This window comes from Enterococcus sp. C63 (assembly GCF_040887215.1).
GTDB classification, from domain to species: Bacteria; Bacillota; Bacilli; order Lactobacillales; family Enterococcaceae; genus Enterococcus_B; species Enterococcus_B hirae.
On sequence record NZ_JBFOFI010000002.1, the window covers coordinates 487,439 to 499,423 of the forward strand.

The window sequence follows — 11,985 nt, forward strand, 5'->3', positions numbered from 1 at the left end:
TTTTATCATTTTTTTTACGAAAAATGAGAAAAAAATTTATTATAATCATTTTTTATAAAAAATAGCCAAAAAAATAAGTGGAAAATACGTTATTTTAATTTGGGCTGTTAGTTTTTTTCATGAATGGACATATAGAGAAATTCCTTAATGACATTATAATTTATCCAAGCATAAAAACGAAATGTTATGCAATATTTTTACATAATTGCTACAGTTTCTTTTTATTTTTAAAATAATAAAGTTATTTTAAAAAGATTAAAACTTAATAATAGATTTTTAATTTAACGATTGCTAAAATCTTTGTAACTTAAGTTAACTGAAGTTTTTTCAGAAAGATATCTTTTTGACAAAAAGAAAGGAGGCCAGTTCCTAGCGGAAATAATTGTTGTTAGTGATTGATTAAGTGGGGGATAAAGCATAAGTAAATAATGGAAGCATCTAAGGGGGAAAAAAATGAAAAAGGATTATAAAAAAAGTATGGATCAAAAAGCTAGAGCTAAACGTCGATCCAAAAAATACTTATTAGTAGGAACGTCTATTGCTGCAGGGATGCTGTTGGGGACAGCACCTATTTCAATTGCTACACCGTTGTTTACTGTGGGTTCACAACAAGTATATGCTGACTTGATTAGTGGCCAGTTGTTCAATAATCTAACGACGTCTAATACCAGTGGAACAACAGCAAGTGCACCTTTTCCATTGGCTGGAACGACTCGTAATGTTGATTTTGTTATTTCAGCTAATAATGGGATTGATCTAAGTGTTCTAAATGGCTCGAGACGAGCAGTTTTAGCAATCCCAACTGAAATGCAAGGTTTAGTTAATCCAAATGGGACGGGTACTTTCCAAACAGATATTTTGTTACCAGGAGAAGAACTACAACCACTATTGTCGATTGTAGATGGGGCGGTAACTACCCTAGTGTCTGCTGTGGAAAACATTGTTAACCTTAACCCGTTGGCATCAGTCAATTTAGATGAAGTGTATGCTCAACTAGCATTATTAGAGAACCTTAGTACATTGACGTCAGCTGAAGTAGCATTGAATCTTCAAATGCAAGGGGACGAATATATCTATGGTGAATTAGATGGCTCATTAGAAACAATTATTCGAGAAGGGCTGACTGAAATTTTAGATGGAATCAATGATGCTGTCCAAGCAATCCAAGCGACACCGAATGCAGGAAGCGGTGCTCTTGGTACGATAGCAGCAGGTACGATCAATACAGCGTTGTCCGCAACGATTAAACCAGCGTTTAATCTTACTTTTGCTACTGCAACAGGTTTAGTTGGTGTGGGGTCATCATTGATTGGAACATTAGCTGATGCGAGCGTATTAGGTGAAACGACGGTCACGATTCCGACATTGATTCAGGATCCTAATTATAGTGATTTAGCGGCAGCCGGAGTAGATATGTCTGTTCCTTATGAAGCTGGCTTCGTTGGAAATATTGTAAAAGCAGATGTTTTATCTATCGATATCGCCTCTAGCTCTGATGGCTATTCGCCAGTTTTTTATCAAGCTGCTGAAGTAACACCACCATATAATGTTGTAGTTACAGGGAACTCAACTGATGGTTATGAAGTAACTGGGATGGCAGATCCTAATGCAACAGTTCGTATTTATGATCAAGAGAATAATTTGATTGCAGAAGGACAGGCTGATGAAAATGGAAACTTTACGATTCCAATTGCAGCCACAGATGTGTCACCTTTAGAAGACATCCAATTAATCGCGTATGATGAAAATGACAATCCAAGTTTACCAGCTGCTGCTGTGATCCCAGACGATGAAGAAGCCGACGCCGATGCTGACGCCGATGCTGATGCTGATGCTGATGCTGATGCTGATGCCGACGCTGATGCTGATGCCGATGCCGATGCAGATGCCGATGCTGACGCCGATGCCGACGCCGATGCTGATGCCGACGCCGATGCTGATGCCGACGCCGACGCTGATGCTGATGCCGACGCTGATGCAGATGCTGATGCCGATGCCGATGCGGATGCTGACGCTGATGCCGACGCTGATGCTGATGCTGATGCCGACGCTGATGCGGATGCCGACGCTGATGCTGATGCCGACGCTGATGCTGATGCCGACGCTGATGCTGATGCCGACGCTGATGCGGATGCCGACGCTGATGCTGACGCCGATGCAGATGCTGATGCCGACGCTGACGCCGATGCCGATGCCGACGCTGATGCTGATGCTGACGCTGATGCGGATGCCGATGCCGATGCTGACGCCGATGCCGATGCGGATGCTGACGCCGATGCAGATGCTGACGCTGATGCCGATGCGGATGCCGGCATGGGAAGTGCAGGAAATGGTACAGATACGGATCAGAACGGCGACCCAGGAATGGTGCCGATCAACACTTCTGGTGGATCAGGTTCAAATCCACCACAATTACCTTTGCACTATGGTGGGACAAGTCATACAAAACCATTGAATTACCATGACGGCTCAACACTAAAAATGTATCCTAAAACCTCTGATACGGTAAGTTCATCTGTTTCTTGGTTAGGTGGCTTAGTATCGTTGATTTCGGGAATGGGTATTTGGAAAATGAAAAGAAATAAAAAGAATAACTAATAATTAACGGAGAGGTTATAACTATAGAAATAGATTTAAAAATCATAATGGATGTAGTTATAACCTCTTTATTCTTGATAGGGGTGAGTCTATGCCAGTTCAAACAGATAAAAATGATTTAGCAACCATCCAAGAAGTACTTGAAAAAGTAGTCATTCATACGGAGAAAAAATTATTAATCGTATCCGTAGGAGATTTTAGTAAGCGTGGTAAGACTTATGAATTTTACGGAAACAATCTAAAAACAATTTGGAATAATTTTCTAACAGCTTATCGAACCTATCATTTTGAGACAGAAACGTATCTGAGGTTGGATGTAGTGACGAAAGAAGAGCAAGTTGATTTTCAACAAGTCAAAGAACGGTTAAACAAAATAAAAAGGAATAATTACATCGATTTTAATTTGCGAATAGATGGAATCAGAAAAAGAAGTTTTTTAAAAGAAGAATTAGTAGCAAATGCAATCATTAAACCAAGTAAAGCACATATAGTTGGAAAAAATCATCCTGAGTTACACATTGATTCCCAAAATTACCGTGGCTATGTTAAGCGTAAATATGGACGTGAAGAAAGTGATTTGAGCTACTTAGAGCGTTCAAAGTGTTATTTTTTTGAAACAGCCTCCTTCTATTTTGAAAATGGTGAAGTATTCCCTTTGAAAGATTATGGCAATGGCAATCAAGTCAGAGAAGTGACTACAGAAAATCTTGATGAGATTACGGAACTAGTGATTGAACAAGGAACGAATTATTTAACCAAACAGTTGACTCCTACTGGTAAATTCATTTATGGCTATTATCCTTGCTATGATCAGTTACTAAAAGGGTATAATTCGGTTCGCCATTTTTCATCTTTGTACGCATTAGCTGAATCGGCAGAATATTTATCCGACCAGGAATTGATGCAACGAGTCAAAGAAGGATTACTATGGGGATTGGAAAATCTTACTTCTGAAGTCAATGGTCAGCTGTTGATTAAAGATTACTTGAATAAAGAAGTAGAGTATAAGTTAGGAGCCCAGGCGACAGCAATCTTGGCTTTAGCAAAATATTCAGAAGTGACTAAAGAGACCATCTTTCATAGTTCCCTTAGTCGTTTAATCACGACTGTTTCAGAAAAATTTATCACTCCAGATGATCAGACGATCCATGTGTTGAATGCCGAATTAATGACAAAAGAGCGTTTTAGAATTATTTATTATGATGGTGAAATTCTGTTTTCCCTCTTAAGAGCACATGCGATTTTAAAACAAATTGAGATTTTTGAGATTTGTGAAGGATTGATGGAACAATTTGTCGCAAATAATTATCAAAAATACCATGACCACTGGTTAAGTTATGCAACGAATGAGATGCTTAAATATCAAGAAAAAGATACTTACTATGAATTTGGTATTAAGAATGCAATGGTCAACATCAACTTTATCGATCAACGAGATACAGCTTATCCAACCATGCTTGAGTTACTAGTAGCAGCCTCAAAAATGATCAGCAAATTAGAAAGAAGTCCCTTAAAAGATAAGCTTTTTCCGATAGAAAAAGAATTTTTTGAAACGAAAGCACGAATCAATACGGTAATGAAAAAAAGAGTGTTACATGAAATCACAACAGGAGTCATGTTTCCAGAGTTTGCACAGTTTTTCAAACAACCGCAAGTGATCAAATATGGTTTTTTTGCGCGTCATGATCGTTTCCGTATGAGAATAGATGATGCAGAGCATTTTCTATCTGGTTTGATCAATTACTTATGCCTTTAAAAAGAGAAGAGGAGTGAAGATAATGGTTGGTTATATTCGATTTGCTGCTTTAGCATTGATTGGTCTTTCCTATTTAGGGTTTCGGCTGAAAAAGAAAAAAGACCATCAATCAGAAACTTTAGAAAATGATTGGAGTCAGTATCAAAAAAATGAAGAGGGGTTGTATCCTTGGGAAGAAGACCAAGATGACTCTCCACAGAGAATTGAAAAAACAGCAACAAGGTATGTGAATCAAGCAAGACCAAGACGAGGAAAATGGTAGAGAGAATCTAGAACAAAGTAGGTGTAAAAGAATGTGGAAGATCCAAGAATTATTGGCTGATATCGATGGTGCGTATTTACAAAAGTACGACCATCTTGATCAAATAATTGACAACTTTGAGTACTTTTCTGGACATTTAAACAAAAGAACCAATTATAATACCACAGCATTTGTTTGTTTGACACCAGAAAGAAGAAGTTACATCAATCGAAAGACAGTGGCTTGGCGAGATGGGAACGAGCAAATCAAAGGAAGGGAAAATGAGTTTGGTTTAATCATTACTGAAATCCCCATTGATGACCCAGCTGTTAGAACGCCTCAATTTATTGTTAAAAATAGTTGGGAATTTTTACTACAAATTTCAGAGAAAATCCGAAGCAATTATGTACAACCAATTGTAGCAATCACTGGTTCGGCAGGAAAAACATCCACACGAATGATGATCTCACATTTATTCCAAAATGAAAAAGTGTTAGAAAATCGTGGGAAACACAATGTTCGTTTTGCGATTCCTCTATATCTAAGCAAGCTAGTAAGTGAGCCAGATATGTTGAACTTAGAAGTCTCTGTCAATGCGTTGAACTCTTATGACACTGGATCAATGTCTAATTTAGTGCAACCAGAGATTGCGATTGTAACCTCAATTGGAGAAGCACACCTTAGTTCATTAAAAGATACTATCGGAGTGGCACGACATAAGGCAAAAATTTTTGAAGGACTGAAGCAAGATGGCACTGCAATCATCAATACAGATATTGGTGAGGAAGAACTAGCGATTCTAATGACAGCAGCCAAAAAAAGAACAGCAGAGATTCTCACGTACTCTTTGTATGATCAAACAAAGGATGTCTTCTTAATTGAAACGAGACAAGAAAGAGAGTATTGTGAAATTTTATTTTCTTTTTTAGGACAAGAATTTTCGATGAATTTGTCAGTTGCTTCTGCAGGTATGATTTCTAATGCTTTTGCTGCTTTATTGACAGTCTGGAAAATAAAAGGCGACATTCGATCGTATCTGCCAGCATTTACTACATTTAAGCCATTGTCTAAGATTCTCGATAAAACGAATTATGCTTCCTTGAATGGAACGAATTTCACATTTATTGACGACACCCATAATGCTTCTTTGCCTGCGATGAAGAATGCTATCGATTATTTTGATGAAGTTCGAACCTTTTATCAAGGAAAAAGTATTTTGGTACTTGGACAGATTGCTGACTTAGGAAGTACTGCACAAGTAATCCATGAATCACTGAAAGATTCGATGGAACATTGTGGAGCAGATCATATCTTAGGTTATGGTGAGCATTTTAAAAAGATTTTTGAGGAAGAACAAATACAAGATCAACGATTCAAATGGTTCGCTACTTTACAAGAGTTAAGTGATTATCTAGAGGAATTACTAATCGAAGACAGTCTAATTTTAGCGAAGGGGTCTGTAACAGGGAGTGATTTTCATGATATAGATCGTTACATCCGTAAAATCGCTAATAAAAAACAGTTAAAAGCTGTATAAAATAGGTGGTATCAATTTGTAAAAAAGAGACAATGTCTGCTGAATGGCATCGTTTCTTTTTTTGCAAATAAAACGACAGATCCAAGATGACCATTGTAATTAAGAAAGAGAACGAGTAAGAGGCATTTCAGTGCTTCAAAATAAAAGCGTTTTGAAATACTTAGATTCAAGCTTTTCTCTGTAATGATGCTATGGTATGATAATTAAGAATTCAAAAAATTACATATTAATTAGTTTTTTATTCACGACTATTTTTTTAAAGTTTTATTATGATTAAATAGGTAGTTTGCTGATTTATTAGTTGTATGAGAAAATATTTTAAGAAAATGTGAGATAGAGGTGCATTATGAAGCGGTGGCAAAAAGTCGTAATAGCTTTACTGGGAATTCTTGTTGTTTTTATTGGCGGAGTCTCAGCTTATGGAATTAAACTCATGGGTGAAGCAAACCAAACAGTCAATCAAATATCCAAGGGATCGAATCGTCAGTCAACAAAGCGTAAAGATAAAGTGAGTATTGACGACAAAGAACCTTTTTCTGTCCTTTTGTTAGGACTGGATACTGGCGGATTAGGTAGAACCGAACAAGGAAGATCGGATACAATGATGGTGGTAACGGTGAATCCCCAACAAAAAAAATCAACGATCGTCAGCTTAGACCGTGATATCTATACCAATATCGTTGGTCATGGTACTGTTGATAAGTTGAATCACGCCTATGCTTTTGGAGGCGTTGAAATGGCCATGGACTCAATCGAACAGTTACTCGATATCCCCATTGACCATTATGTAACCATTAATTTAGATGGAATGGAAGATTTGATCAATGCTGTCGGAGGTGTGGAAGTCAATAATAAAATTGATTTTACATTAGATGGTGTTCATGTTCCTGTAGGTAAACAAGTATTAGATGGTAAGAAAGGCCTTGCTTATTCACGGATGCGTCACGAAGATCCTAAGGGGGATATCGGACGTCAAGCACGACAGCGTGAAGTCGTTACCAAAATTGTTAATAAAGTATTGAGTTTAGATGGTGTCAGCAATTATCGGAAAATTTTAAAAGCGGTCGAAAAAAATGTCACAACTGACCTAGATTGGGATGATATGCTAGATGTAGCAACTAATTACACACCAGCATTTGAAACGATCAAACAAGATCAATTGCAAGGTAAAGATGCAACCATTGATAGTATTTACTATCAAATTTTAGGTGAAAATGATTTATTAAGTATCCAAAACGAATTGAAAAAACAATTAAACATCAAACCAAGTAAGACATTACCTAATTTAAAAAATGACAATGCTTCTATCATGTTCTACAATGACTCGCAATCCGCTGAAGATTCGAACGAGACTGCGACAAGTGAGAATAATTCAACTTATTCAGGAAATTCGCAAACAACAAATCAGTACAACGAGTATAATCAAGAATACAATCAAAGCGCCGATCAAAATTATGATCAGTACGGCAATCAGAACTACAATCAGAATTACAACCAAAACAATGAACAAACTTACCAACAAGAAAACAATGAACAAGGATATAATTATGGAAATGGGTATTAAGTAAAAAAAGCATTCGCAACAGTCATAACCGACTGTGCGGATGCTTTTTTTTACTAGTTTAAAAATAAAATAGAATAGTTGAGAAGCGTAGCAAATAATACCCAGAGATAATATGGTACCAGTAACCACATCACTAAGCGATAGTGGTTCCATAGTTGATAAAGCAGTATGGAGAGAAGGATCACTAATAAAGTAATATCTAGTGCAGCAATTAAGGTGTTTTGCAAGTTGAAAAACAAAGCAGACCAGATAAAATTACATACAAATTGAATAACAAATAATGTAATTAATTTTTGTTTGACCCTTTTGTTTTTCATTACCAATAGTAAATATAACGAAATTCCCATTAAAATATATAGCACTGTCCACATAGGACCAAAGATCCAACTAGGTGGTGCAAAAGGAGGTAGCTCAAGTGAATAATAATAACTACCTGGATTACCACTTAGTATCCCCGATAAGAAACCTAAAATCACTATGCCAACAGTACAAACCCAAAAACGATAATCTTTCAGTATAGCCATATTGTTTTAACTCCTTTCTATAATTCTAGTTTACCATGAACGTTTTAAACATACTTGAATTTGATTTGGAAGGTTATGCTTTTGGTTTAGTTATTTTAAATCAGTTATTATATTAGAATATTAACCCCTATCTCTTATTGAATAAAGAAAAGCATTGTCGTTGTAATGTTGTAACTCCGAACATTATTAAAGAAAACAGTCAATTAGATTAAATAACGTTAATTGTCAAATTTATTGTTATTTTTGATGTTATTTATCTGATAAGATAATATATGTAATCGATTACAAAATAGATGATAATAGCACTGATCACGAAAGGAGAAGAAGATATGGGAAATAAAAGAATCAAAAAAATGTTAGCGGGAGCAGCTCTTTGTAGTCTGATGATTGCGCCATTATTATTGAACATGGAAGAGGCATTTGCGACAGAACAAAGTACGAACAAGCAAGCTGGTTTTGGCGTTGGTCAAGGGATCAAATGGGCGGATCAAGTAGTAGCACCATTTGTCGATATGACGGCATATGTTTCAGGCAGCAATCTATCAAATAACGGAGCGCTTAATTTAGCTGCAGTGGCAAAAAGCACTGGACAAAAATTCTTCAATTTAGGATTCATGCAATCAAGAGGTATTAAAAATGGTAAGATCGACTGGGCCTGGGGTGGATTTGGAGGCTTAAGCGAAAGTGATAGCGATCAATGGCAATATGAAGGAATCAAAAAATCCATTCGCGAATTAAGAGAAGTTGGTGGCGATGTTGCTGTATCATTTGGTGGTCTAAATTCTGGCGCATTTTGGGAAACAACACAAGATTCAACCATTTTAGCAAATGCTTATAAAGAAATTATTGATGGTTATGGATTAACTCGTGTTGATTTCGACGTAGAAGCTGGGGCAATGAATTATGCGCATAATTTAGCTAATGCTAAAGCGATTAAAAAAGTCCAAGATGAAACAGGTGTTAGTGTGACCCTTACATTACCAGTGATGGACTTTGGATTGGTATCTACAGGTTTATCTGTCTTGCAAGCCTATCTTGAGGCAGGTGTTGATCTAACTACCGTTAATATCATGACGATGTGTTACGGTAGCGTTGTTCCCGATTATGCGCAAGGTTCACTAGATGCAGTGGACAATACGAAAAAACAATTACAAGATTACTACAAACGTTATGCGAACAAAACGTTAACTGATGCTCAAGCTTATGCTAAATTAGGAACAACCCCTTCCGTTGGATTTGAAGGAGACACACATCCATACTTTACAACTGATATGTTCAATAAAATCGTCCAACATGCAAAATCAAGAAAACTCGGGATGGTTTCTTATTGGTCAATGAACCGTGATGCCATGGTCGATGGTGGTCAAGGTCAAGTCAAAAATCAATATGAGTTCTTAACTGTTGCCCAACAATTCACTGATGGAACGACTGGTGGAGAAAATGACCCAGTAGAAACGCTAACTAAACCATCAATTCCGGTAAATTTAACTAGTAGTAATGTTACGCAAAATTCAGTGACTTTAAACTGGACTAATAATGCTTCAAAAGAAAAAGTCACTCATTATGAAGTTTATCGAAACAATATTCGCATCGCTACAAGTGCAACGAATACATTTAAAGATCAAAATTTACAAGCAAATACAACCTACAGCTTTAAAGTTAAAGCAGTTAACGCTGCAGGAACCTCTGACTTTAGCCAAGCAATCTCAGTGAAAACCACAAGTGAAAGTACGCAAGGTGATCCTTGGGTTATCGGAAAATCATATAAAATAGGCGATATCGTTACTTATAAAGGACATCGTTATCGTTGTATTCAACCACATCCAGCTACTGAGGGATGGGAACCAGATATTACAGAAGCTTTATGGGTAAGAATCTATTAAAAGTTATAAAAGCATAATGTTTGATTCTTTCTTTAAAAGCGCTTACAATAAACCTATCAATGAATGGGAGGTTCATCATGAAAAAGGTTAATATCTTAATGTTTGTTGGCGTTGTTATGTTAGGTTTGTTTGGATTTGGTGCATCTGGCTATGCTCATGGCTATATTACCTCACCTGGAAGTCGTGCTTATTTTGGAACTGCAGCAGCTGGTAATTTAAACCAAAATGTTGGACGAGCAGAGTGGGAGCCACAAAGTATTGAAGCACCAAAAAATACCTTTATCGATGGGAAAATAGCAAGTGCTGGGGTTACTGGATTTGAGCCACTAGATGAGCAAACAGCAACTAGATGGCATAAAAATATCATCAATACTGGCAACTTGAATATTACTTGGTTTTTAACTGCGCAGCATAGTACAAGTACTTGGGATTACTATATCACTAAAACTGGTTGGAATCCTAATGCACCATTGAAAATCAGTGATTTTGAATTGATATCAAAAATTGATGACAAAGGTGCAAGACCGCCACAAACTGTCAAACAAACAATCAATATTCCAAAAGATCGTAAAGGCTATCACGTGATCTTGGCTGTATGGAATATTAGTGATACAACCAATGCCTTTTATCAAGTAATTGATGCGAATATTCAATAATAAAGCATAAGAATCTTTTGGGTTCAATTTCAGCGAATCTGTGCTAGAAATACCAATTATTCAAAGACAAGTGTAGGAGACTGAGGCAAAACTTGCTTCAGTCTCTTTATTTCTAAAAATGTGTAAATGGTGTTCAATCATCAGCTCCTCGAAATAAGCCTGAATTTTTCAAAACATGAGAAGCTGTTTCGAGATTTTCATCTTTAAATTTGAGAAGCAGTTTTCGGAAATTCGTTCTAAATTCTTGATGCTAAACATTGTTGTTTCAACCTTCTTTTGTTCATGAGTGAATGATTTTGGTTAAGGAAAGGTTTAATGTATGATAGAGCTACAACAATACTTCATTAAATGGAGTATTGGTAGTTTTTAGTAGGGGGAAAAGTATGATGAGATTTTTTAAGAAGAATACGCAAGATACAAGCGATGAAACTAATCATGTTGCACCACTTGCTAAAGAAACACTTGACCAGCAAGAGTTCGACTCTTTCTTTGCTGAAGTGTTAAAAAAAATGCCACAAAAATCAGCTAGAGTGATCCTTAATGCTTATGACCAATCGAAAATCGTAGCAGAAAAAATCCTTGCAAAAAATCAAGAAAAATTTGATCATGTATTTAAAGATTTCTTAAAAGGAGTCGATGAAACGACACGCAAAAAAAGTCATAGGATCATTCACGCGGCTTCGTTAACAGCTGCAATCATCGGTTGCTCTCCGATCCCTTTTTCAGATGCGTTTTTATTAGTTCCAGTTCAATTGATTATGATGGCTCGGCTACATAAACTTTTTGGACAACCTTGGTCAGAAAGTTTAGGGAAAAGTGTTTCTAAAGAACTTGTAGTAGTCAGTTTAGGAAGAAGTACTGTCGGAAATATTGTCAAATTTGTACCAGCAGTTGGAACTGTTACAGGGGCAGCGATCAATGCCACTGTTGCAAGTGCCATCACCGAATCACTAGGGTGGACCACCGTAAAGATGCTGAATGATGGGGAAGATATATTTGAACAAGTCATGTCATTCAAAGGACAATCCCAGACATTGTTTCGTGCATTAAAAAGTATCAAAAAGTAAATATTTAGTGGATAAATTGAATTAGTAAGAGTTAAAAAAGTGGACAATCATGAACTATTGCATAACAAAAACATCCAAAACACAGAGCTGTGTTTTGGATGTTTTTTATTTACTTAGGTTGGGTTAAGTCAGACGAGCAGAAAAAGTACCGAAAAAAGT

The 11,985-nt window shown here is 36.6% G+C and carries 9 protein-coding genes; 8 read left to right on the forward strand and 1 reads right to left on the reverse strand.

The window, feature by feature from the left end; all coding sequences use genetic code 11:
• The first annotated feature begins 453 nt into the window (after positions 1–453).
• From AB3H90_RS04900 to AB3H90_RS04920, 5 genes are all read left to right on the forward strand, one after another.
• A complete protein-coding gene (locus AB3H90_RS04900; RefSeq protein WP_368016290.1) occupies positions 454–2,598 on the forward strand; it encodes an adhesive domain-containing protein in 2,145 nt (714 codons plus the stop codon).
• Between the two features lie 91 nt (positions 2,599–2,689).
• Positions 2,690–4,354, forward strand: coding sequence for a hypothetical protein (locus AB3H90_RS04905; RefSeq protein ID WP_368016291.1), 1,665 nt, complete (start codon positions 2,690–2,692; stop codon positions 4,352–4,354).
• A gap of 22 nt (positions 4,355–4,376) precedes the next feature.
• The gene (locus tag AB3H90_RS04910; RefSeq protein ID WP_034698894.1) at positions 4,377–4,616 is read left to right on the forward strand and encodes a hypothetical protein; all 240 of its coding nucleotides are present in this window, start codon (positions 4,377–4,379) and stop codon (positions 4,614–4,616) included.
• A gap of 31 nt (positions 4,617–4,647) precedes the next feature.
• Entirely contained in the window at positions 4,648–6,132 is a 1,485-nt protein-coding gene (locus AB3H90_RS04915) for a Mur ligase family protein (RefSeq protein WP_368016292.1), read from the forward strand.
• Between the two features lie 346 nt (positions 6,133–6,478).
• Positions 6,479–7,696, forward strand: a complete 1,218-nt coding sequence (locus AB3H90_RS04920) for an LCP family protein (RefSeq protein WP_010738153.1) — start codon at positions 6,479–6,481, stop codon at positions 7,694–7,696.
• Positions 7,697–7,749: 53 nt separating this feature from the next.
• On the opposite strand, the gene AB3H90_RS04925 is transcribed toward AB3H90_RS04920, so the two are convergent.
• On the reverse strand, positions 7,750–8,220 hold the full coding sequence (locus AB3H90_RS04925) for a TspO/MBR family protein (protein WP_010719703.1): 471 nt from the start codon (positions 8,218–8,220) through the stop codon (positions 7,750–7,752).
• Between the two features lie 329 nt (positions 8,221–8,549).
• Here AB3H90_RS04925 and AB3H90_RS04930 point away from each other — a divergent pair, with 329 nt between their 5' ends.
• The 3 genes from AB3H90_RS04930 to AB3H90_RS04940 all read left to right on the forward strand — a co-directional run bounded on the left by AB3H90_RS04930 (position 8,550) and on the right by AB3H90_RS04940 (position 11,826).
• Positions 8,550–10,103 carry a carbohydrate-binding protein gene (locus tag AB3H90_RS04930; RefSeq protein ID WP_368016293.1) on the forward strand — a complete coding sequence of 518 codons (1,554 nt, stop codon included), beginning with the start codon at positions 8,550–8,552 and terminating at the stop codon, positions 10,101–10,103.
• A 77-nt stretch (positions 10,104–10,180) separates the two neighbouring features.
• Positions 10,181–10,759, forward strand: a complete 579-nt coding sequence (locus AB3H90_RS04935) for a lytic polysaccharide monooxygenase (protein WP_010719701.1) — start codon at positions 10,181–10,183, stop codon at positions 10,757–10,759.
• Positions 10,760–11,145: 386 nt separating this feature from the next.
• On the forward strand, positions 11,146–11,826 hold the full coding sequence (locus tag AB3H90_RS04940) for a YcjF family protein (RefSeq protein ID WP_368016312.1): 681 nt from the start codon (positions 11,146–11,148) through the stop codon (positions 11,824–11,826).
• Positions 11,827–11,985 lie beyond the last annotated feature (159 nt).

Coding starts and splice junctions, on each gene's coding strand:
- AB3H90_RS04925 (WP_010719703.1), bottom strand. CDS start 8,220: ATGGCTATACTGAAAGATTATCGTTTTTGGGTTTGTACTGTTGGCATA.
- AB3H90_RS04915 (WP_368016292.1), top strand. CDS start 4,648: ATGTGGAAGATCCAAGAATTATTGGCTGATATCGATGGTGCGTATTTA.
- AB3H90_RS04905 (WP_368016291.1), top strand. CDS start 2,690: ATGCCAGTTCAAACAGATAAAAATGATTTAGCAACCATCCAAGAAGTA.
- AB3H90_RS04940 (WP_368016312.1), top strand. CDS start 11,146: ATGAGATTTTTTAAGAAGAATACGCAAGATACAAGCGATGAAACTAAT.
- AB3H90_RS04900 (WP_368016290.1), top strand. CDS start 454: ATGAAAAAGGATTATAAAAAAAGTATGGATCAAAAAGCTAGAGCTAAA.
- AB3H90_RS04935 (WP_010719701.1), top strand. CDS start 10,181: ATGAAAAAGGTTAATATCTTAATGTTTGTTGGCGTTGTTATGTTAGGT.
- AB3H90_RS04930 (WP_368016293.1), top strand. CDS start 8,550: ATGGGAAATAAAAGAATCAAAAAAATGTTAGCGGGAGCAGCTCTTTGT.
- AB3H90_RS04920 (WP_010738153.1), top strand. CDS start 6,479: ATGAAGCGGTGGCAAAAAGTCGTAATAGCTTTACTGGGAATTCTTGTT.
- AB3H90_RS04910 (WP_034698894.1), top strand. CDS start 4,377: ATGGTTGGTTATATTCGATTTGCTGCTTTAGCATTGATTGGTCTTTCC.